Below are 20,933 nucleotides of genomic sequence, written 5' to 3' on the forward strand. Positions count from 1 at the left end.
TTCACTCTACTGGGCGCAGGGCTGCCGTTTGCAATTGCGCAGCCGGTTGGCGCGCCAGGCTTAGGCTGAGTCCTGCGCCCAAGGCCAGGCATGCCGCGATGCAGAGTACGGAAACGGTGAAGGCGTGAGTGATGGCGGCCGCGTCCGTATCCGTGCCCAGGAGGGTGTAGAAAATGCCGCCTATTATCGCCACGCTCAGTGATGTGCTGATTTGCAGGGTAGAACTGGCAATGCCCGCAATCATGCCGGAATACGCGGGCGCCACGCGTCCTGTGATCATTCGCATCAATGTCGGCAGGGCCAGTCCTTGTCCGAAACCGATCAGAAACAGAATGACGGCGAGGGGCTGCGCAGGGGGCGTGACGGCCACCGGTGTGTGCGCCACGAGCCAGGCCAAGAGCACGAACCCCAGCACCTCAAGCCCCATTCCAACGGGGTTCACGTAAGCCCCCAGGAAACGCCTGAATTGAGGGGTGGAAAGCGGGCCCAGCAAAAATCCCGCGCCAAAAGGAAGGAAGATCAGGCCTGCATTGAGTGGGCTCGTATGCAGCGCTCCCTGTAAATACATGGAAAACAGCAGGAAAAACACGCCGATTGCGTAGAGGGTCAGGGCGACGAGCAGTGCCCGGCCCAACCCAGGCGTGCGCAATGCGACAGGATCAAGCAACGGTGCGCCTTGCGCCTGGTGCAAACGGGCTTCGTAGCGCCAGAACAGCCAGCCCAGCAGCGGTACTGCCGCAAGCGACAGCCAGGTCCACAAGGGCCAGCCGGCTTCACGCCCTTTGATCAATGGAACGATCAGCGCCCCAAGGGTCGCCATGGACAGGACGGTTCCACCCAGATCCAGCTTGCTTGTCTGTTGCGCGCGGCTTTCCCTGACCACGGGAATGGCGATCAGAATGACCAGCAACGCAATCGGTAGATTAACCAGAAATATCGCCCGCCACCCCAAGCCCATCAAGTCGAGCGCTATCAATATCCCGCCAAGTGCCTGGCCGGCTACCGACGCCAGTCCAAAGACCGCGCCATAGAGACTCAGCGCCAAGGGCTTTTCGGACTCGGGAAACATAGCCTGCGCAGAAGCGAGTGCCTGGGGCGCCATGACGGCCGCCGTCACGCCTTGCAGCGAACGTCCGGCGATCAACACCCAAGGTGACTCGGCGACGCCGCAGATCAGAGAGGCACCTGTGAAACCAACCAGGCCAAGGAAAAACATTCTCATGCGACCGTAGATATCACCCAGCCGTCCGCCGGTAATCAGTGTCACGGCATAAAGCGCCGCGTACGAGGAAATGATCAACTGTTCGGCGGAGGAGGCCGTGTCGAGCGATTGCTGGATCGAGGGCAGCGCCACGTTCACGATGAAAAAATCCAGCGGCGGTAAAAACGCACCGACCAATAAGATGGCGAACATCAACCAGCGCCGCGGTTCCGGTAGGACGTTTTTTGTCTGTGGCATAAGGTCTCCTGCCTGGAACCCTTCGGTTCCAGAATATTCACGATGGCGGGTCATGCTCCGAATCAATGGGGCCCAATCTAAACGATCAAACTTGGGCTGACGCCTCACAAAATTGAACGCCCAGCGTTCATTTATGGCAGTGCCGTCGAGTGCCTGATTCCTCTCAAAATGGCCGCACTGTGGTTCCAGTCGGTCCACACAAACGAGACTGAGGAGTCAGATATGTCAGGTAAATTCGCTGGTCAGGTGGCAGTGGTCACCGGCGCATCCACCGGGATCGGGTATGCGATTGCGCAGGGTTTGATTGCAGAGGGCGCCAGGCGTGTTTACATCACTGGGCGTTCTGCAGCCACGCTGGAGGCTGCGGTGGCCAGGCTTGGCGATAGAGCGATCGCGGTTATTTCCGATGTCGCGCGCCAGGCTGATCTCGATCAGCTCAAGGCGACGATTGAGGGGCGCAACGATCAGTTGGACGCAGTGTTTGCCAACGCGGGTATTTGCGAAAAGAACCCGCTGGGCGAGACCACCGAGGCGGCGTACTTCAACCTCTTCGACATTAACGTGAAGGGCGTGTTTTTTACTGTGCAGACGTTGATGCCTTTGTTGAAAAACGGCGCTTCGATTGTGCTGACGGCGTCTATCTGCTCCAGCAATGGGATGGAAGGACTGAGCCTCTACAACGCATCCAAGGCTGCCGTGCGGTCCTTCGCCAGGACCTGGGCCAACGAACTCAAAGGCCGCAAGATCCGAACGAATGTCCTGAGCCCTGGCTTCACCCGTACCCCCTTGATGGACAACGGCTTGAAGATGAGCGAAAGCGACATTGCCGCGCTGCGCCACCATGTCGAGCAGATCACTCCGCTGGGGTACATGGCCCAACCTGAAGAAATCGCCTCGTCAGCGCTGTTCCTCGCATCCGCCGATGCGAAATATGTCAACGGGGTGGAACTGATGGTCGACGGCGGGCTGTCGCAAATCTGACCTCCCGATCGAACCTGGTGCAACCCTTGCAGAGGGTTGCTTTTTTCGCTTTTGCGAAGCCCCCCGCAGGACACCTCGACATGAATAGTGAAGAATTGAACACCCGACTGGACGCCCTGGAGGTCGCGCCGCCATCGAGTCGCTGATCAGCGCCTACGCCAATGCCTTTGATCGCATCGACGTGTTGCTCCTGAGCGGAATCTGACACGAAGAGTCGACACTGAAAAAGGCCCGGTCCAAGTCAGCGGGTTGTATCACGACAGGTTTGAACGTCGGAACGGAAAATGGGCGTTCCTGTCACGTCGTGTTGAACTGCATTTCCTGACACCGCTGAACGGCTGGGTACCCGTAGCGGGTGAGGAGAGGTTTGCACCAAGCCAAGATCAGAACATGAGTAAACTCAGAGAAGGTTGATTTGCGGAATGTTCAGGATGTGACAATCAACTTAACGAGCCAAAATTTGCCGCTGATTCGGTTTTGAACTCAGGGGATCCCGGCCAATAGCGGACGGTCACAGACGAATTGCCTTTACGTCAGACATCCCCACATTGTGTTCGGAATTTAGAAAAGTCTTTCCCTGATTCGCTCCTGTTTCCAGAAAACCCTCGAACCTAAAGTACGTCCTGCTAGCAACATCACACTTACTTTAGGAAATCTCATTATGAAAACGGCAATGATCATCGTCGCACTCTTGGGCTTCAGCTCTGTGGTAGCGGCACAGGACGGCGCTGCAAATACTCAGCCTGTAGAGCAATACGGTTATGGCAGCCACCTTGATGTCGCCAAGGTCATCTCTGAAGACCCGGTGCCAGATGTTTGCGCTGTAGTGCCGACGCACATGACCTACCAGGATTCACAAGGCAAACAGCACGTATTGGCCTATAACGTCATGGGCCGTTGCAGCCAGGGATAACCAAGCTGTTCGCCAATCATTGCGCCTCGAAGCGTTGTTTCATCGAGGCGCAAATACCTTTTTGCTCCGTGGCATTTCAATCGATCAGTTCTTTGGCCGTGGCGGCCAGTTGACTGCCAACCCGATCTTTCAGCGTTTCAATAAACCGCGTGATTTTTGCATCGACAAACTGCCGAGAGGTATAGACGGCGTACACGTTGCGCTCATAGGTATGGTAGTCAGGCAAAACCCGCACGAGCTTGCCGCAACGCAAATCGTCGACGGCCGTGAACCCGGCCAGCAAGCCAATCCCCGCCCCATCTCGAATGGCATATGCCATCGCATCCATATCGTTGACGCTGAAACTTGGCCCTGTCGGGACAAATGTCGCGTCTCCTGCCTTGCTTTTCAGCTGCCACTCATCCCGCACATAGTCAACGGTACCCAACAGCAAACACTGGTGATCGCGCAGATCTTCAGGCGTCTCGGGGGCCGCATTCCGAGCCAGGTAGTCTGGCGACGCCACCAGCACACAATGGCTGACACCAATTTTTTGGCTGACATACGCCGAATCGGGTAACGCTCGGGCGATCAGAATCGAGACGTCCAGTTGGTCTTCCAACAGGTTAGGCATACGTTGCGAGAGCAATAAATCCACGGTCACTTCCGGGAATTGCTGACGGTATTCCAGCACGGCCCCGGTGACCAAATGCCGAGCCAGCCCGGGTACGCAATGCACCCTCAGTGTTCCCCGAGGCTCCAGGGCGGCATTGCTGGCTTCGGCTTCGGCACTCTCCAGATCAGCGAGAATTTTCGTGCAGCGCTCATAGAATCGTCGCCCCGCATCGGTGACCGACAGGCGTCGGGTCGAGCGTTGCAACAGGCGCGCATCGAGCACGTTTTCCAGCGCAGAGACAGCACGCGAGACGTTACCGACCGTGGAGTCCAGATGATTGGCCACGGCCGTGAAACTGCCCATCTCGACAACCTTTATGTACACCGACATGTTCGAAAGCTTATCCATCGCGACCTTCCTATAGATCTGACACTCACCAGTGCTAACGCGCATTTTCCGGATGCTACACGTTCGGCCCGCGGCTCGATATTACCTCTGGCGACAACAATGATTCCTTTTGGCCCGTCTAAATCAATGGGCCCTCCTTCCATAAACTTGGTTGCACAGGCCGCCTGAACAGGCGCCGGGTTTCATTCGAATCTCTGACAACCAACTGAAGGGCACATCATGAAAACCTCCTACGACCCGCTTTATCTTTTCATCGGTGGTGAATGGATCAGTGCTGAAGGGCGCGATACTGCCGCCGTCGTTAACCCGGCTACCGGCCGCGAAATCGGACGCGTCCCACTCGCCACCGCAGGCGACCTTGATCACGCCTTGGAAGTGACTCGCCTGAGCTTCGAGCAATGGCGCCAGACCGTGCCTGACAAGCGCGCCAAGATCCTCAAGCATGCCGCCGACCTGATCCTCGAACGTGCACCGCAGATTGCCGCGCAGATGACCCTGGAGGAAGGCAAACCGCTGGGTGAAAGCCTGGATGAAGTGACCCGCGCGGCGGAGTATTTCGAATGGTTTGCCGAAAGCGCCCGGCGTATTGATGGCCGTGTGGTGCCAGCCAACCGTCCCGGCGTGTTGCAACTGGTCAAACGCCAGGCCATCGGCCCAGTGGCCGCATTTACACCGTGGAATTTCCCGGCCATCACCCCGGCACGCAAGCTCTCGGCAGCGCTGGCTGCGGGTTGTAGCGTCATTCTCAAACCCGGTGAAGAAAGCCCTTCCACAGCGCTGGCTCTTGCGCGTGCACTCGATGATGCTGGATTGCCCAAAGGTGTACTGCAAGTGGTCTTCGGCGTACCGGATCAAGTGTCCAGCCATCTGATCGCCTCGCCGATCATTCGCAAAGTGACCTTCACCGGTTCAGTGCCGATCGGGCGCCTGCTGTCTGCACGAGCTGCCGAAGGCGTGAAGCCCATCACCCTTGAACTGGGTGGGCACGGACCGGTGCTGGTGTTCGAAGATGCCGACATTGAAAAAGCCGCTATCGAAGGCGTAGCGAACCGGTTTCGCGGCACCGGGCAAGTGTGCATTTCATCTACTCGGTTTCTCATCCAGCGCGGCGCCTATCAAGCCTTCGTCGATCACTTTGTCGCAGCGACCCAAGCGCTGAGGATAGGTGACGGCCTGCATCCAGACACGCAGGTCGGCCCCCTGGCCAACCCAAGGCAATTGGCAAAAATGGAAGAACTGGTCGCCGATGCCGTCGAAAAAGGTGCACGGGTATTGGTCGGTGGTGAAGCCTTGTCAGGCGAAGGCTACTTCTTTCAACCCACGGTTCTGGCAGATGTGCCGATGAACGCCCGCGTCATGCACGAAGAACCCTTTGGCCCCATTGCCGTGCTGATGGCGTTCGATGAACTGGCCGATGGGCTGAAAGAAGCCAACCGCCTGCCGTACGGACTCTCGGCCTACGCGTTCACCTCCAGCGCGCGCACGGCCATTGATGTCGCCGACGGATTGGAGGCCGGAATGATCGGCATCAACCAATACCGCATCGTCGCGACCGAACTCCCGTTCGGCGGCATGAAAGAAAGCGGTCACGGCTCCGAAGGCGGCATTGAAGGCATCGAACACTATCTCACCCACAAATTCATCAGCCAGGTTTAAGGAACTTGCCCATGTCCAAGCTCAACTTCAGCAGTCCTCGCGAAGCCGCGCGCGCGTTCACGCCAAAGCTGTCGCAATTCGTCGACTCGACGCTTTATCCGCAGATCTGGAGTGACCCGGCGCTGTCCCCGCGCGACCGTAGCCTGATCACCGTGGCGGCATTGATTGCCGCTGGGCACTCGGAAGAGTTGCCTGCCCACTTACGCCGTGCGGCTGGCAACGGTGTGACCCAAGACGAACTGGCGGCAGCCATCACGCACCTGGCGTTCTACGTGGGCTTCCCTGGCGCCATCACTGCGTCTGCTATTGCCAACGCCACATTCAGCGAAACGGAGAACAACTGAATGAAAGCCATCAACATCAGAGAATTCGGTGCGCCAGACGTCCTTGAACTCGTCGAAGTCGCCAATCCTGAAGTCCGTCCTGACGACCTGCTGGTACGTGTCTATGCCGCCGGGGTGAACCGTGCGGATCTGACTCACCGAACCGGAGGGTACGGCCATCCGAATTTCGGTGACTCGCTGATCATCGGCCTGGAAATTGCCGGCGAAGTGATCGGCAAAGGTAACACGGTGACGGGGTTCGAGGTCGGAGATCGAGTCATGGGCGTGGTCGGCGGCGGTGCCTACGCCGAGTTGGCACGCATCGATTACCGCATGGCGATGCACATCCCCGCGCAGCTAGACTATGTACACGCAGCAGCCATTCCCGAGGTCTTCGTCACGGCCCATGAAGCAATGATGCACCTGGCTCGACTCAAGGCTGGCGATTCGGTGCTGATTCACGCGGCCGCCGGCGGCGTCGGATCAGCCGCGGTGCAGTTGGCTTACGCCACCGGCGCCACGGTGTATGCGACGACCGAAGGCAGCAAGTTGGCGCGTGTCGAGCATTTGGGCGCTGACGTGGCGATCGATTATAAGACGCAGGACTTCGCTGAAGTGATCGCCGACAAAACCCAGGGTCGCGGCGTCGATGTGATCATCGACTTTATCGGTGAGCCCTACTTCGCCCGCAACGTCGCGTCCCTTGCACGCGGCGGCCGCCTCATTCAGGTGGGGATTCTCGGCGGTGGCGGCAACGTCACGGTGGCGCTGGAGGACATTCTTTATCGCCACTTGCAAATCATTGGTACGGTTATGAAGTCGCGCACGCAACCGGACAAACACGCCATGATCAAGCGCTTCCGCGAGCACTGGCTTGATCGCTTCGAGGGTGCCGGAAGCCTTGAGCCGGTTGTCGATAGCACCTTTGGGCTAGCACGGGCTGCCGATGCGCATCGCCGGATGGAGTCTTCCGAAAACGTCGGTAAAATCATTTTGACGATGCAGCTTGAAGACTTGCTTTAAGTCTCGCCACATTGGGGATAGAGCTGAAAAAAGGTGCCCTTAGTGGGCACCTTCAACGGGTGTGGGGAACACCTCTGAGCAGTGCGTTCTAAATCGGCTGATCGCGACAACCGGGCTAATCGTGACAGGCAGCTATTGGCCGAGAGCTGTCAGTCATAGCTGCTCCATGTTGACAGAGCTTCCGAAGAAAATTTTGACTAGGCTCTAGAACAATATTTTCAGGCAGAAAAAGTTCAAATATGCCCCCAGTTTTGCCCCCGGTTGCATCAGGTTTGCGAGCGATCGCGAGTGGCGATTCCTGACAGAGACCAAGATGGATTCGGATGGATTTCAGATCTTGCCGCCCAGGCAATTGGCGTCCATGACCGCTAGCTTGAAGTGCCCGGTAATGTGTTCATGCAATTGGAGATGGCCTTCGATCAGTTTTGTCACGCGTTGCGCAGGCGTCAATCTTCGCGTTTTGATCAGGTCAACGTGCGACAACAACGCGTGATACAGCTCCATCAGCCATTCAAATAGCATTGCCTCTTTGCTCTGTACATGTTGATAAATCGCTCTCGGGCTAATTCCAACGTGCGCCGCCAGTTCAAGCATGCTGACCTGGCTGAAACTGCGCTCCTTGAACACCTCCAGCGCCCGGCGCTGGAACTCCGAGCGGCTCAGCACGCCAGCCTCCACCGCCGGGTCATGTGGCGAGTACCTGCTGCTTGGCTATTTCCTGGTTGCGCAGGATGAATCGCTGCAACTTGCCGCTGGGGGTCTTGGGCAGTTGCTCGACGAATTCGATTTCCCGGGGGTACGCATGTGCGGCCAGGCGCTGTCGGACATGCAGGCGCAGCACCTCAGCCAACTCGGCGCTGGGCAGGTACTCACGGTTCAACACGATAAACGCCATGATCAGCTCCGTACGTTGCGGGTCGGGTTTGCCGATGACGGCAGCCTCAACCACGGCCGGGTGTTCGATGAGAGCACTCTCCACATCAAACGGCCCGACGCGATAGCCCGAGGTGGTGATCACGTCGTCGTTGCGGCCGACGAAGCTGATACTGCCGTCGTCATTGAGCTCAACGATATCGCCGCTCAAGTAATAACGGCCGACAAACGCCTGGGTCGGCATGCCGAAGTATCCACCGAACCAGCACAGGGGCGAGCGCTCGCGGTCCACCGCCAACACGCCAGGCTGGCCGGCCGGCAGTTCCCGGTGCTGATGATCGAGCACGACAATTCGATGGCCCGGCATCGCGTAACCGGCCGAGCCCTCACGCACAGGGTGCTGCAACCCATGGTGATTGCACAGCACCATGCCGATTTCGGTCTGACCGTAATGATCATGGATGACCACGCCGGCTTGTTCGGCAAACCAACGGATGACTTGTGGGTTGAGCGGCTCGCCGGCGCTGCTGACCACACGCAGCTGACCCCGCGCCGCGCCGGCGAACTCCGCGCCCGCCGCGATCAGCAAGCGATAGGCCGTAGGCGAGCCGGCCAGGTTGCTGATCGCGTATTTTTTGATGATCCGGCAGGTGGTGTCCACCGAGAAAGCGCCGTCATAGAACAGCGTGGCGTGGCCGCACGCCAACGGGCCGGTGACCGCGTAATACAGGCCATAGGCCCAACCCGGGTCGGCCAGGTTCCAGAAACGGTCGTCTTCGCGCAGATCGATCGCTTCACGCATGTAGCCCTTGAAGGCCAGGAGGGCGCTCAAGGGCACCTCCAGCGGCTTGGCCGGCCCCGTGGTTCCGGAGGTGCACATCAGCAAAAACGGTGCACCGGCGTCCAGCAATTGCGGTGTGCATTGCGTCGGGTACTGATCCAGCGTACGCCAGAAGTCGTAATCGCTCGGATGCGCCGGGGCACCGTCGGCCACGATGATGGGCGGGCAGTCGCTGACATCATCCAGCTTGGGGCGGTTGAGGGCATCGGTCACGATCCAGCGTGCCTTCGAACAACCCAAGCGCTGCTCGATGGCCTTGGGTCCGAAGGCGGTAAAGAGCGGCTGGTAGACCGCGCCGATGCGCCAGGTCCCCAGAATGGCGATCAACAATTCAACCGTACGGGGCATCAGGCCCGCGACACGATCTCCCGGTTGGACGCCTTGCTCGCGCAGAAAATTGCCGAAACGCGCCGCGTGGTCCTGCAGTTCGCGGAAGGTGTGGCGCGTGGCGCGGCCATCCTGCGTTTCGCAATACAATGCGACGGCATCGCCCTCGGCGTGCCGGTCGCAGCATTCGATACAGGCATTCAAGGCATTCAGCTCGCCGTGCAAATCCCGGGCGGCCAATTGTAGAAAGTCGAAAGAGTTCACTGCTGAGGTGTAATCGCGCATAACGCACCCGATTGTTATTGTTGGAATAGGTTGTGGGCCCACGCCTGCCGCGTGGGCTGTTCATCTGATCAGTTGTGCATCATCTCGGCCGCTTGCTGGGTCGCCTGGCTGGTGCGGGTGGCGAGTTTGCGTACTTCATCGGCGACCACCGCGAACCCGCGCCCGGCATCGCCGGCGCGTGCCGCCTCGATGGCGGCGTTCAACGCCAGCAGGTTGGTCTGGCTGGCAATGCCCTGGATGGTGGCGACAATCTGCGTGAGCTTGTTGAGAGTGTCCTGCATCACCCGATGCTGTTGTGCCTGCGCCTCGCGCATCGTGCTTTCTTCATGGCGGGCGTGGATATCGGTGATCGCGCCCACCACCCGCTGCGGGGAGCCGTCCTGCGCCCGGCGCGTTTGCCCGCGGCCACGGAACCAGCGGTAAGTGCCGTTCTGGTGTTTGAGGCGATAGTCAACGTCGAAAGGGGTCTTGCCGCTTCGGTCTTCAACGTGGGCGACAAACGCCGCAATGGCTCGCGCGCTATCCTCGGGGTGCAAGCGCGAGGTCCAGCTTTCCAGGGTGTTGGGGAACTCCTCAACGGTGTTGCAGCCCAGCAGCCTGCGCATTTGTGACGACCACCAAATGGTGTTCTTCGGGTTCGCCGGGTCGCCGGCCACCACCTCGATATCCCACAGCCCGTCATGCAGCATCTCCCGGGATATATCGAAGCGGGTGGCCGCCAGCTCGAGGCCCTCGTGATGCAGGTGCTGCTCGTGAATATCACGCACGCTGCCGCCGATGGCCAGCGCAATGCCTTGTGCGTCACGTCGCGCTACTCCGCTGACCCGGCACCAGCGATAGTCGCCGTCACCGACAGGCTTCATGCGCACGTCCAACGCAAACGGCGTGCGCCCACTGCGATCGGCCAGATGCCGGGTGAGCGCATCTAGATGCACTGGCTGGTCTGCCGGGTGCAACTGGTCGCTCCATCGGCTCAGTTGATCAACCCCCTGGACCTGGATCGACGTCGGTCCCGCCCACTGCATGGCAGAGGTCGGCGCGGGGGCTGGGGTGCCCTGCAGTTCCAGTGCCCAGAACAGTTCATCCGCGCCTTGGCTGACTAGGTCCCAGTACGCCTCATGTTGGCGCGTCTGTTGGTTACGATCGGCCAGGTGTGCTTCCAATTGGGCGACTTGCGCAGCCAGCGCACGTGCCTGTGCCTTCAGGGTTTGCCGCTCCTGCAGCAGGTGGTCGACGCCGGTCAGCAGGCGGCGCAGTAATGGGTTGTTCGACGACACGGGCGCGCTGGCCTGGTCAGGTTGCTCCAACCTGTCGGCGAGCGGCGCCAATACCCAGCGGGCGGTGCGGCTGAAAAAAAGCATAAACACCTCTAGCTCGGTTAAATGGAAGCCGTCGGGCTGGCCGACAAGGCACGGGTGTCAAAGGCCGTCGCCCCCGGCAGGGCGGGCCAGGCCGCCGGGCCCGCGGCGATTTCCTCGGGGCTGAGCAGGCAATGGTCGAGTTCGCGCTGCAACGCCTGGGTATCGAGGTCCTGGCCGATAAAGACCAGCTCCTGCCGACAGTCGCCGACCACGCCGTCCCACTTGGCCATGATGCCTTGCAAGCGGTACTCGTCCTTTGGCCATTGCGACGGCGCTATGAAGCTCCACCAATGCCCCACATAGTCCCACTGGAATTGCTTGCCGCTGTGCACCAGCAAGCCGGTTTCCAGGTGTCGGCTGGCAAGCCAGAAGTAACCTTTGCTGCGCAACAGGCGCCCGTTGCTCCAGGGGCGCTTGAGAAAGTCGAGCAAGCGCTGGGGGTGAAACGGTGCGCGCTCGCGGTACACCCAGGAGGTCACACCGTAGGTGTCCGACTCGGACGCCGTTGCGCTGTCAGGCTCCAGCTTGCGCATCCAGCCCGGCGCTGCCGCAAGGCTGGGTAGATCGAACAGACGGGTATCGAGGATGCTGGCCAACCTGACGTTGCCCTGGGTCATCGGCAGGATCCGTGCGGTCGGGTTGAGGCCCGCAAGGATCGCCCGCACAGCCTGATAGGCCGGCTCGTCGATCAGGTCCAGCTTGTTGACGAGGATCACGTTGGCGTACTCCACCTGCTCAATCAGCAGGTCCGCCAGCGGGCGTCTGGGCGCGTCTGCCTTGGCATCGTCGCGGGCGACGCTGTCCGGTGACTCCAGCAATGCTTGAAAACAGCTGCCGTCGACCACCGTCACCAAGGTATCGAGCCGCGCCAGTTCGCTGAGGCTGAAGCCCTCGGCGTCAAGGAAGGCGAACGTTTCCGCGACCGGCATCGGCTCCGAGATCCCGGTGGACTCGATAAGCAGGTAGTCGAAGCGCTGTTGACGCGCCAGCGCGCTGATCTGTTCGAGCAGATCGGCGCGCAGCGTGCAGCAGATACAGCCATTGCTCATCTCGATCAACTCATCGCGGCCACGGTGCAGCGATACATCGCGCTGCACCTCTGCGGCATCGATGTTGATCTCGCTCATGTCGTTGACGATGACCGCGACTCTCAGGCCCTCGCGATTGCGCAGGATGTGGTTGAGCAGGGTGGTCTTGCCGGCGCCGAGGAAGCCGGAAAGCACGGTCACCGGCAGTCGGCCCGCCTGGGCGCCGTCCATCACACGTTCACCGCTGGACGGCCCTCGGCCGGGTCCAGGTAGCTTTCGAACAGGTCGACCACCACGAAACCTTCATCTGCCGCGTCGCCCCACAGGTCTTTGCTGTGGAACTCGACGTGGTACGTCGGCTGATGCGCTGCGCTGGTATCGCCGTGACCTATGGCATCCGGGAAAGGCCATTTTTCCGAGGTGCGATGCAACACCACGCCCTGCTTGCCGCGTACGTAGGCCGGCATGCGGATATGCCCCGCCACATATTCGTCGCGCACCACCACCCGATCGCCGACCTCAAACGGTGCTCGCCCGGTGATCGCCGCACGGCCTTCAGCATGCGCCGGGTTCGCCAGCTTGAAGTGGCTACCCAGCGCCTGGTCGAGTTCGGCCTGGGTGAGCACGCCTGTTTCGACCAGCAGGGTAGCGGTCGCGATGACATAGCGCTCGTAGTACTGGGTGCCGACATGTTGGCGAACATCCAGGCGTTCGACGGCGTGACGCACTTCGTCCACGCTGAACTTCTTCAGCTGATCGACACCGATAAACATCAAGCTGTAGGCCAGGTGTTCCCAGTCCTGCTTGAAGACCTTTTTGTAGTCCAGGCTATTGATGGTGTGAGGGACTTTGCCAAAGCCTTGGAAACCGCCGAGATCGTGGAAACCATCCATAATTGAAACTCCGGTAATTGAACGATGGGGCGTTGTTTGTCTCAATCAACGCGGGGCAGTGCGACGCCGATCAGCACGTCTTTGGTCACCAGGGCCTGAAGCTGCTCCTCGCTCATATGCTCGGTGCCTTCAGGCCGTACCGGCAGCACTAGGTAGCGGCTTTCGGCGCTGGTGTCCCAGACCTTGACCACCACGTCGCTCGGCAGCTCGGTGCCCAACTCACGCAGTACGGTGCGGCCCTCCCGAACCAGGCGCGCACGGAACTCGAAGCCCTTGTACCACTCAGGCGGCAGGCCGAGCACAGGCCAGTTGGTGCAGGAACACAGGCTGCAGACAATCACGTTTTTCAGCTGGGGCGTGTCTTCCAGGGCGACGATGTATTCGCCCTGCGGGCCGGTGTATCCAAACTGGGCGCAGGCGGCGGTGCCGTCCTTGAGCAACAGCGCCCGGAACTGCGGATCGACCCAGGCCTTGGCGACCACGCGGGCGCCGTTTTCCGGGCTCCAGCCGTGCTCCATCAATTGCGTGAGCTGCTCGACGTAACCCTGTGGGATGAGCTCCTTGCTCTTGAGGACTTGAAACAATGCCCAGGCTCTTTCGCCGGGTGTCGAGGTGCTCGCAGAAGTGGGCGTAGATGGACTCATTGAGGTCTCTCCTATCAGTCAACGCGGTTGTGGAGTGATTGAAACGTGCCGGTCGTTCTTATTGTTTTGCAGGGTTGAAACTTAGAGCGTGCGCCAGTCCACCGCGGCTTCGAACGCCGCCGCCGCCTGGTAGATCGTGCCTTCAGCGTAGTGCCTGGCGATCAGCATCAAGCCGACGGGCATGCCGTCCACCGAGCCGCACGGAATCGACATGGCGGGATGTCCGGTGATGTCCTGAGGCGCGGTGTTGCCGATCATTTCCAGGGCACGCGCCACGTATTCGGTGATCGAGCAGTGCGCTGGCGGGTGCGGTTGGGCCGTGATGGGGGTGGTCGGCATCACCAGCAGGTCATAGGACTGCAATGCCTTGTCATAGCCTTGCCGGGCAAAGCGCGCCAGGTTCTGGGCCTTGGCGTAGTAACGCCCGTTGTAGTGCGTCAGGCCGTATTGGCCGACGAACATGCAGAGCTTGAGAGACGCGGACAATTGGTCGGCCTGTTCGCGCCAGCCGGCTTGTTTGTCCAGCAGGCCGATGTCGTACAGGCCTTTCCAGTTAAAGCCGGCGCCGTTGCCATGCATCATCTGCATGGTCAGACCTTCGCAGCCGATGGGGTGCCACAGCGATCCCGCCAGGTTGTGTTCGGGAATGGACACCGGCTCGACCTGCGCGCCCAAGGCCTCGAGATGGGCGATGGCCTCGCGCACCTTGTCCGCCACGCGTGGGTCTTGATTGGCCAGCGCGAACCCTTCCTGCACGACGCCGATTCTGAGCCCGCTCACGCCCCGCCCCAGGTAGCTGCCATAGTCATCGACCTGCGGCTCTGCCTGGCGTGGGTCGAGGCCATCGGAACCGGCCATGGCCTGCAGCATCAACGCGTTGTCGCGCACGTTGGCGGTAATCGGGCCGACGTGATCGATGGTCGCTTCAATCGCCATGATGCCGGTGTAGGGCACCAGGCCATGGGTTGGCTTCATTCCGTAGGTTCCGCAGAAAGCCGACGGGATGCGGATGGAGCCACCTTGGTCGCCGCCTACGGCGATGTCCACCTCGCCGGCGGCGACCAGGGCAGCGCTGCCCGATGAGGAACCGCCAGCGGCGTAACCGTGACGATGAGGGTTGTGCACCGGGGCTGGGTCAGAGGTGTGGCTGCCCCCCGAGAGGCAGTAGTGCTCGCAGGTGGCTTTGCCGAGGATGGTCGCGCCGGCATCGAGCAAACGCGTGACCACGGTGGCGTCGAACGAAGGGACAAACCCCTCCAGTGGCGCGGCGCCGTTCATCATCGGGACGCCGGCCAGGGCGATGTTGTCTTTGAGAGCGACGGTCTTGCCCGCCAGCGTGCCTGAACTGGCGCCCATCACTTCCGTCTTGTAGTACCAGGCGTTGAGCGTGTTTTCAGTGTGCGAGGGGCGATAGCCCGCGCTGCGCTCGTAGCGAACCAGCGGTGTGAAATCGGGCAGATCATCGACCAGGTCGTACGCATCGAAACTGGGTTGCATGAGCGCCAGATATTCGCTGGCTTGTTCGCGTGTCAGCTGTATGTGCAGGCTGGTGGCGAGGTCCTGCAGTTGTTCGACAGTCGGGCGGATGATGGCCATGAGACGTCCTGTTTCCTGAAGTGGGCTGGCAAATGTCTGTGCACATGTCTCGCGGCGAGGTCCTGCAAAGGTGTCCGCGTGACTGGGATCTGTGACTAAGCTATCTCTGGTGATCGAACGGCGCTTGGTTGAGCAAGACAGCCATTTGGTTGAAAGGGACGGGTGTGTCCCGTGAGCTTCAGCTGCCAGGGCGAACCCCGGCAGCAGGGCGTATGCCCTGAAGATCCAAACGGCTTATTTCTGGGGTTCAGGCGTTGCGTCTTGCGCAGATGACTTCTCGTGTTTGGGCCAGATAACGCCGACGCTTTTCATGCCCTTGGCGGGGTCCATTTCAGGGTGGGCGAGTACGACGTCCCGATAGGAGGGGCTACCTATCACCGCCGGCTTGAACTTGATGAGAAAGTCATTGACCTCTTTGCGCAGGTTCGCCGCCAGGTCGTAGTCGTTGTAGCACTCCTCGAGACAATCGAGCACGGCTTGCCAGTGCACCTCGGTAAGCCCCATGCCCCGATGTGCGGTGACCATGTCCCGCCCCCGGTATTTGGCGCTTCCGCCCCAGTGCTCAGAGAGGAAATCGACAAAATTGATGTGTTCTTTCTGGAACGTTGATTCGGACATATGGGCCCAGATGTGCCCGATGGCAGGGTGGCCCATTGTTTTTCTCAAGACGGCGCCGGCGAACTGATAGATAACGTCGTAGCCCCCGAGTCGCGTGTAGAGGGAGGGCTGTTGTTCCAGGGCGGGTTGTTGGTCGGTCATGTGTGATTTCTCCGTTTCAGTGGGGACAATCTCATTGGCTACGGCTGACGGGTACACGTTAGATCTGCTCTCGCGCACACGCTTGGCTGGTGAGGACAACCGTTTGATCCAGGCGGACAGGGGTCAGAAAACCCGTGCGTAACGCAGGTTCATGCGAAAGTTTTCCTTTGGCCCGTTCTCCACGGACAGGTCGCGGCCCAGTTGCAGCTGAAGCTGGTCCTTGGCGGTGACGAACTTGGTGGCGGTGACGCGAAAGTTGGTGGTCTGCATCTTGTCGTCCTGGTTGACACCCGCGACCTGGGTTTCACCGCCCCAGTTGTGGCCAAAGCCAATTGCCAGCGCGGTGGTCGGGTCAGGCATGTAGCGGCCCATCAACTGGGTTTCGTAGGAAACGTCCTGCTCCCTGCGGGCGGAGTTGGCGCCGAAGTCGTTGTTGTCGCCATACCAAATGGCATCGCCTACGAGGTCGACGGCCCACTTTTCCGAGAAGTGCTTGATGTAGGCCGCCTGGAGGTCAACCTTCCAGCGGTTCTCGCCCAGGTTGAGCGCGTCGTTCTTATCGTAGTTGCCGCTAGGCACGTAGAGGTAAGCAGTGGCGCCGAGGACGTCTTTGGCATCGTTTAGCGTGTATTTGAGCGGCGCGGTGAGAATGAGGTCGCCCACGCCACTGGTGTTGCCCAAGGCGGAAGCGTCACCGCCGCTTGAGACATGGCCGAAGGGCAACAGGAGTTGTGGCGAGACGGTGAGTCGCTCGCTCAGCTGGTAGACGTGCAGCAGTCGCAGAATGCCGACGTCGGAAGTCAGGTCGAAATCGGAACTGATTTTGTGGCCTTGGGCGTAGGCACTCTTCGTGGTGGAGTGCTGGTAGTAGAGCAGGCCAAGCGTTGCATCAGCGGGTAACTGCTCGTAGTCGCCAGGGGCTACCTCGACAGCGTGGGCGCAAAGGCTGGGGAGGAGGGCTGCAAGCGACAGGTAACGAAACTGTTTCATGGTCGAGGATCCTTTTTGCGGGCAAAAAGAGCCCCGCTATCGCCAGTCAGGCAAAGCGCAGGGCTAAAAGTGGAGTCAGGGCTGGCGTCAGGCGGGCGATACTTGCGCGTCGCGCAACATGCCGGTCTGCGGGTGGCAGTTGATGTACTCGAAGATCTGGCTCTTGGCGTCCGATACCGATACTTCGTGGTACAGCCGCAACTTCTTCAAGCCCGCGGCCACGCGAAAGAAGGTCACGAAAATACGCAGGTGGGTCGGGTGGGATTCGGCCCAGCGTTCGAGTTTCTCCACCGAGCGCCAGTGACCGATGTTGTAGCTGACGTCGAGAAAGTTGCCGTCCAGGTCGATATTGCGCACGAACCGGTTGCTGTAGCAGCCCAGCGGTTGGCCGTTGTCTCGCAGGAAGTCCATGCCGTCCTGCAAGGTCGGCAGGATTTCGTCGAGGTACAGCGAGCGCTCTTCAGCCTCGGCATCCGCCCAGTCCTGGCCGGAACGGATCAGCGTGAGGTTGTCATGCCCCAGCACCACCAGGCGCCCACCTTTGGCCGGGTCACCGGCGATCACTTGCAGCTCGCTCGTCGGCTTCATCCAGTCCGTCTGCGAGATGGGGAAGCGGTCGCGCATCGAGCCCCAATAACCGTGCTCTTCGATTTCGCCGCTGATGCGATCCATGACCGCGCCGACACCGGGTAGGTTGTCCTGGAAGGCGTACAGCGTCTCGAATTGCTCGGCGCGTGGTGCGCTGATCTCGCGAAAATAGCCAAGGCCGTCGTTGAGCCTGTCCTCTGATGCCCACCAGGCGTTGACCGGCGCCGAGCGCAGCCAGCGGCAGTGAGCCGCCGGGTCTTTCCAGTAGCCGACCACAATCAGGTTATCGAAGCCGCTGTTGTCGGTGTGGTGGGTCAAGTCATGGGTCTGCGGGCCATCGGCCAGGCTGAAACTTTCGACGATATGACGCATCGCCTGCAGCGCGGCTGCGCGCTGCGCTTCGCCGCGATACTGCACGCCGAAGTAAGCCATCACCACCTGTTCCAAATGCTCGTCGGCGCGTGCCACCCACATTGCAAAGGGCGGCTGGTACTCATCGGGCACGCGGCGAGACAGGGTGCGCGGGCATTTGAGATGTGTGTCGATTGCAGATTCCATGTTGAGCTCCTCGTTATTTTGGTTCAGGCCTACGGTTGGGCATCAGTACTTGGGCGGCTGGCCGCGCTTGGCGGCCTGTCGTCGGTGCAGCAGCTTCATCGCCCCCCACTCGATCAACCAATACGCCGACTCTTCAGGCACGAGGTCGCGCCTCTGCAGGAGCCAGGAGGTGTCAGCCAAGGGGGGTGAACAGGGTCGATGCATGGCGAGCCTCATCAGCGGGGGTTGAGTTGCTGTGAGGTGGAAATTAGGCGTGACGACGAGCAGCCGCTTGGTTCGTCGAGACAACCGTTTGGTTGGAAAAGACAGCGTAAGCAGGCGCGCGCGGGCATGATCGAGGTTGGTGCACCACCGCTGTAAACGCACGGGGCCGTGCCTCTTAATGGGTAGGGCGAGGTCGTCACCCGGCATACGGGCGAGGGGAGACAATGTCGGTGACAGACGCGTGTCGATCACTCACCTGCGCCCGTGAAGGCGCCTGGCCTGTTAATTGCTAGCGCTGAAAAGCCGGTAACACCTTTTCCAGCTCTTACTGCATTGCTGTACCGAGGTCAGTGTCATGAATCCAAGTACTCAGTATTCGACCCTCGCTGTCGCCGCACCCCGTCGCTTTGAATACTGGAAAGAAGTGGTCTGTCGCCATTGCCTGGCGGCCGACAGCAAACCCCTGTCCCAGAGCAGTTTCGATGGCGCGCTCGCGGTCAATGCGTTAGGCGCTCTGGACATCTGTTCGCTGTCATCGCCACTGCATTACTGGGAGCGTTCCGAGCAGCATCTGCGCAGCGGTCCGGCCGACGATTTATGGTTGGGGTTTGCCCGAAACGGTCATGGCCAGATTGAACAGGGCGGCAGGAAAGCCAGCCTGGCAACCGGTAATTTGTTTCTTTATGACGCAACGCAAGCGTTCCGATTCAGCCTCGGTGGTACCGAAAACCACCTGGTGCGCATCCCGCGAGCCCTGCTCAGTGAACGCCTGCCGCGTATTGCGGATTACACCGCGATGGTCCTCGATGATCGACGGCCTGGCGTGATCCCCTTGCGTGAAATGCTGCGCCACGCGGCCAATACGCCTGCTGCATTCCAGGATGAAGGCATCTCCAGTCGTTATTCAGAGGCGTTGCTCGACCTGCTGGTGATCAGCCTGGAACTTCAGGACCTGAAGGCCGTTCACCAGGAGCTGGACCTCTACGGCCGCATCATGCAGTACATCCAACGCCATCTGGCCGAGCCGGACCTGTCGATCGAGGTCATCGCCCAAGCCCACAATGTGTCTACCCGCACCGTTACGCGTGCCTTTGCGCGCTACCAGAAAACCCCTGCGGCAGAGATCTGGAGAGAACGGCTGAATGCCAGCCGGGAAGCGATCGAGCGTGGCCAGGTGCGCAGTGTCTCGCAGGCCGCGCTGGACTTCGGGTTTTCTGACTTCTCGCATTTCAGCCATGCGTTTCGCAAGGCGTTTGGTGTGGCGCCGAATACGCTTTTACGTCGCGATTGAAACTACCGGGTTTATAAAGTCGACGTGAAGATGGGCGTTCATGGGGATGGGCATGCCGAAGTACCCGAAATGTAATTCTCCTTCCTTCTCACATTCTCCATTGCCGGTTCTGCCCTGGCTTGCTGGATGCCGTCGGTACCCTTTTCCGCAGGCGCATGCATGCTGCTGCGGCTACCTTGGCCTCTATTCTGCTCAGTCTAGGATCCGACGCAGTACTTGGCAGGCCATTGGGGGCATCCTTTTCAAACTATCCAATGCATGCCCTCGGATATGCCCCTGGTGTGGCAATCCACTGGAAGTGGATGGGGCTCAATGGTCTGTGAAAAGGCAGAAATGATCAGCTGAACAGCCTGCCAGGCGCCCCCTAGAGACTCTCAGGGACGCCAAAAAACATTTTGACATGGCTCTAGGGCGGTGGTTTCAGAAGACTATTTTGAAGCTATGCCCCCAGTTTTGCCCCCAGTCGCCGCAGGTGCACGGGCGATCGCGACTGGCGATTTCTGACACGGGCGAGGGTGGTCGTCAGCGGCCTTCAGTGTACGCCATTCTCGGCTTGTTCGGGCATGCCTGAAGACTGGTGCCTAGGGCAGGACGCCAAGCATGGCACGTGAGCGTAGACGACGCTCCGGTTCCAAATGCTCTCACTGCTGCGCTACCTTGAGGTCAGCGGTTGCTTCGCTTGAGCAGCGATGTATTTATTGATGGGATCGTGAGGCTTACGGTCCCCCGCTGCGCATTCGGGGAGCCTGAAGCCTGGATCAAGCGCGGAGGACTCGTTCAACTTGGCTAGGAAACGGTCCTCAAGGGCGGCTGCGCTCTTAGCCGAGCTGGCCATGGCGTTCGAGTATTCGCATCAAAACGCTGTTCGCATGACTGAAGTTCTCGCGCTGATCGCGAAGCTCATAGGCCCATTTTGCGCCGTGGAAGAGATTGTTGCGTAGGCGCCAGACGATCATCAGGAGAGCCAACATTCGGTCGCGTGGGGTGTCGTTCCCCCCTTCAATAACCGCCTGAACGAGGTCACGGTGGTCTGAGGGCCGGAGTTGCAGGTGAGGGAAATGGTGAGTCAATTCACCGTCGGCATAGTAACGACTCCGATAATAGGTAAGCTCCGCGTCGTAGAGCTCAGCTCCTAGCGTTCCGTCCAAAGTCCAGGCATCGATTCGTTCGCGGATGCGATCAGTCCGGGCATAGTTCTCCATGATCTGTGCCTCGAAAAGACTCCAAAGAAAGGCGAAGTCGAATATGACGCGGCGATCAAGATCTGGTAAGCGCTGAAAGCCGGGGGCCCGGGCTTCAAGCCATTGTTCACTTACACTAAGTTTCCTGTCAGTCAT

17 protein-coding genes and 3 pseudogenes are annotated in these 20,933 nt (G+C 60.0%); 6 read left to right on the forward strand and 14 right to left on the reverse strand.

Annotation, left to right across the window (positions count from 1 at the left end; genetic code table 11):
* Nucleotide 1: 1 nt before the first annotated feature.
* Nucleotides 2-1,513, reverse strand: a complete 1,512-nt coding sequence (locus ACZ445_RS13995) for an MFS transporter (protein WP_464708481.1) — start codon at nt 1,511-1,513, stop codon at nt 2-4.
* Between the two features lie 168 nt (nt 1,514-1,681).
* Between ACZ445_RS13995 and ACZ445_RS14000 the strand changes: the two genes are divergently transcribed.
* Nucleotides 1,682-2,440: an SDR family oxidoreductase gene (locus ACZ445_RS14000; RefSeq protein WP_058426064.1), complete on the forward strand. Its 759-nt coding sequence runs from the start codon at nt 1,682-1,684 to the stop codon at nt 2,438-2,440.
* Between the two features lie 661 nt (nt 2,441-3,101).
* Nucleotides 3,102-3,353, forward strand: a complete 252-nt coding sequence (locus ACZ445_RS14005) for a DUF2790 domain-containing protein (RefSeq protein ID WP_058426063.1) — start codon at nt 3,102-3,104, stop codon at nt 3,351-3,353.
* Nucleotides 3,354-3,429: 76 nt separating this feature from the next.
* On the opposite strand, the gene ACZ445_RS14010 is transcribed toward ACZ445_RS14005, so the two are convergent.
* Nucleotides 3,430-4,356 carry a LysR family transcriptional regulator gene (locus tag ACZ445_RS14010; protein WP_116832068.1) on the reverse strand — a complete coding sequence of 309 codons (927 nt, stop codon included), beginning with the start codon at nt 4,354-4,356 and terminating at the stop codon, nt 3,430-3,432.
* A gap of 219 nt (nt 4,357-4,575) precedes the next feature.
* On the opposite strand from ACZ445_RS14010, the gene ACZ445_RS14015 reads away from it, so the two are divergent.
* Genes ACZ445_RS14015 through ACZ445_RS14025 form a run of 3 tightly spaced genes read left to right on the forward strand, consistent with a single transcriptional unit; the run spans nt 4,576 to nt 7,358 of the window.
* Nucleotides 4,576-6,012: an NAD-dependent succinate-semialdehyde dehydrogenase gene (locus ACZ445_RS14015; protein WP_058426061.1), complete on the forward strand. Its 1,437-nt coding sequence runs from the start codon at nt 4,576-4,578 to the stop codon at nt 6,010-6,012.
* A gap of 11 nt (nt 6,013-6,023) precedes the next feature.
* Nucleotides 6,024-6,356 carry a carboxymuconolactone decarboxylase family protein gene (locus tag ACZ445_RS14020; RefSeq protein WP_034154073.1) on the forward strand — a complete coding sequence of 111 codons (333 nt, stop codon included), beginning with the start codon at nt 6,024-6,026 and terminating at the stop codon, nt 6,354-6,356.
* A complete protein-coding gene (locus ACZ445_RS14025) occupies nt 6,357-7,358 on the forward strand; it encodes an NAD(P)H-quinone oxidoreductase (protein WP_058426060.1) in 1,002 nt (333 codons plus the stop codon). It begins immediately after the preceding gene.
* A gap of 342 nt (nt 7,359-7,700) precedes the next feature.
* Here ACZ445_RS14025 and ACZ445_RS14030 read toward each other — a convergent pair.
* The 11 genes and pseudogenes from ACZ445_RS14030 to oxdA all read right to left on the reverse strand — a co-directional run.
* Nucleotides 7,701-8,021 (reverse strand): annotated as a pseudogene (locus ACZ445_RS14030) (TetR/AcrR family transcriptional regulator); the annotation flags it as partial.
* 22 nt (nt 8,022-8,043) lie between these two features.
* Nucleotides 8,044-9,684, reverse strand: coding sequence for an AMP-binding protein (locus ACZ445_RS14035; protein ID WP_058426059.1), 1,641 nt, complete (start codon nt 9,682-9,684; stop codon nt 8,044-8,046).
* Between the two features lie 77 nt (nt 9,685-9,761).
* Nucleotides 9,762-10,046 (reverse strand): annotated as a pseudogene (locus ACZ445_RS14040) (methyl-accepting chemotaxis protein); the annotation flags it as partial.
* Nucleotides 10,047-11,045: pseudogene (locus ACZ445_RS14045) on the reverse strand (PAS domain-containing protein); the annotation flags it as partial. It abuts the pseudogene before it with no gap.
* Nucleotides 11,046-11,062: 17 nt separating this feature from the next.
* The gene (locus tag ACZ445_RS14050; protein WP_122304933.1) at nt 11,063-12,307 is read right to left on the reverse strand and encodes a GTP-binding protein; all 1,245 of its coding nucleotides are present in this window, start codon (nt 12,305-12,307) and stop codon (nt 11,063-11,065) included.
* Nucleotides 12,304-12,966, reverse strand: coding sequence for a nitrile hydratase subunit beta (gene nthB, locus ACZ445_RS14055; RefSeq protein ID WP_058426056.1), 663 nt, complete (start codon nt 12,964-12,966; stop codon nt 12,304-12,306). Before nthB ends, ACZ445_RS14050 begins: the two co-directional genes overlap by 4 nt.
* Nucleotides 12,967-13,007: 41 nt before the next feature.
* The gene (nthA, locus tag ACZ445_RS14060) at nt 13,008-13,610 is read right to left on the reverse strand and encodes a nitrile hydratase subunit alpha (RefSeq protein WP_058426055.1); all 603 of its coding nucleotides are present in this window, start codon (nt 13,608-13,610) and stop codon (nt 13,008-13,010) included.
* Nucleotides 13,611-13,691: 81 nt separating this feature from the next.
* The gene (locus tag ACZ445_RS14065; protein ID WP_058426054.1) at nt 13,692-15,206 is read right to left on the reverse strand and encodes an amidase; all 1,515 of its coding nucleotides are present in this window, start codon (nt 15,204-15,206) and stop codon (nt 13,692-13,694) included.
* A gap of 234 nt (nt 15,207-15,440) precedes the next feature.
* On the reverse strand, nt 15,441-15,965 hold the full coding sequence (locus ACZ445_RS14070; protein WP_058426053.1) for a group I truncated hemoglobin: 525 nt from the start codon (nt 15,963-15,965) through the stop codon (nt 15,441-15,443).
* A 123-nt stretch (nt 15,966-16,088) separates the two neighbouring features.
* Nucleotides 16,089-16,955, reverse strand: a complete 867-nt coding sequence (locus ACZ445_RS14075) for a transporter (RefSeq protein WP_071495695.1) — start codon at nt 16,953-16,955, stop codon at nt 16,089-16,091.
* A gap of 87 nt (nt 16,956-17,042) precedes the next feature.
* Entirely contained in the window at nt 17,043-18,101 is a 1,059-nt protein-coding gene (gene oxdA / locus ACZ445_RS14080) for an aliphatic aldoxime dehydratase (RefSeq protein ID WP_179028465.1), read from the reverse strand.
* 559 nt (nt 18,102-18,660) lie between these two features.
* On the opposite strand from oxdA, the gene ACZ445_RS14085 reads away from it, so the two are divergent.
* Nucleotides 18,661-19,596 (forward strand): AraC-like ligand-binding domain-containing protein, encoded by a 936-nt coding sequence (locus tag ACZ445_RS14085; protein ID WP_058426050.1) that lies wholly within the window; start codon nt 18,661-18,663, stop codon nt 19,594-19,596.
* 818 nt (nt 19,597-20,414) lie between these two features.
* On the opposite strand, the gene ACZ445_RS14090 is transcribed toward ACZ445_RS14085, so the two are convergent.
* Nucleotides 20,415-20,933, reverse strand: a complete 519-nt coding sequence (locus ACZ445_RS14090) for a hypothetical protein (protein WP_307945391.1) — start codon at nt 20,931-20,933, stop codon at nt 20,415-20,417.

The sequence above is a fragment of the Pseudomonas allii genome (assembly GCF_055380095.1).

Coding starts and splice junctions, on each gene's coding strand:
- ACZ445_RS14020 (WP_034154073.1), top strand. CDS start 6,024: ATGTCCAAGCTCAACTTCAGCAGTCCTCGCGAAGCCGCGCGCGCGTTC.
- ACZ445_RS14035 (WP_058426059.1), bottom strand. CDS start 9,684: ATGCGCGATTACACCTCAGCAGTGAACTCTTTCGACTTTCTACAATTG.
- ACZ445_RS13995 (WP_464708481.1), bottom strand. CDS start 1,513: ATGACCCGCCATCGTGAATATTCTGGAACCGAAGGGTTCCAGGCAGGA.
- nthA (WP_058426055.1), bottom strand. CDS start 13,610: ATGAGTCCATCTACGCCCACTTCTGCGAGCACCTCGACACCCGGCGAA.
- ACZ445_RS14065 (WP_058426054.1), bottom strand. CDS start 15,206: ATGGCCATCATCCGCCCGACTGTCGAACAACTGCAGGACCTCGCCACC.
- ACZ445_RS14000 (WP_058426064.1), top strand. CDS start 1,682: ATGTCAGGTAAATTCGCTGGTCAGGTGGCAGTGGTCACCGGCGCATCC.
- ACZ445_RS14010 (WP_116832068.1), bottom strand. CDS start 4,356: ATGGATAAGCTTTCGAACATGTCGGTGTACATAAAGGTTGTCGAGATG.
- ACZ445_RS14025 (WP_058426060.1), top strand. CDS start 6,357: ATGAAAGCCATCAACATCAGAGAATTCGGTGCGCCAGACGTCCTTGAA.
- ACZ445_RS14090 (WP_307945391.1), bottom strand. CDS start 20,933: ATGACTGACAGGAAACTTAGTGTAAGTGAACAATGGCTTGAAGCCCGG.
- oxdA (WP_179028465.1), bottom strand. CDS start 18,101: ATGGAATCTGCAATCGACACACATCTCAAATGCCCGCGCACCCTGTCT.
- nthB (WP_058426056.1), bottom strand. CDS start 12,966: ATGGATGGTTTCCACGATCTCGGCGGTTTCCAAGGCTTTGGCAAAGTC.
- ACZ445_RS14070 (WP_058426053.1), bottom strand. CDS start 15,965: ATGACCGACCAACAACCCGCCCTGGAACAACAGCCCTCCCTCTACACG.
- ACZ445_RS14085 (WP_058426050.1), top strand. CDS start 18,661: ATGAATCCAAGTACTCAGTATTCGACCCTCGCTGTCGCCGCACCCCGT.
- ACZ445_RS14005 (WP_058426063.1), top strand. CDS start 3,102: ATGAAAACGGCAATGATCATCGTCGCACTCTTGGGCTTCAGCTCTGTG.
- ACZ445_RS14015 (WP_058426061.1), top strand. CDS start 4,576: ATGAAAACCTCCTACGACCCGCTTTATCTTTTCATCGGTGGTGAATGG.
- ACZ445_RS14075 (WP_071495695.1), bottom strand. CDS start 16,955: ATGAAACAGTTTCGTTACCTGTCGCTTGCAGCCCTCCTCCCCAGCCTT.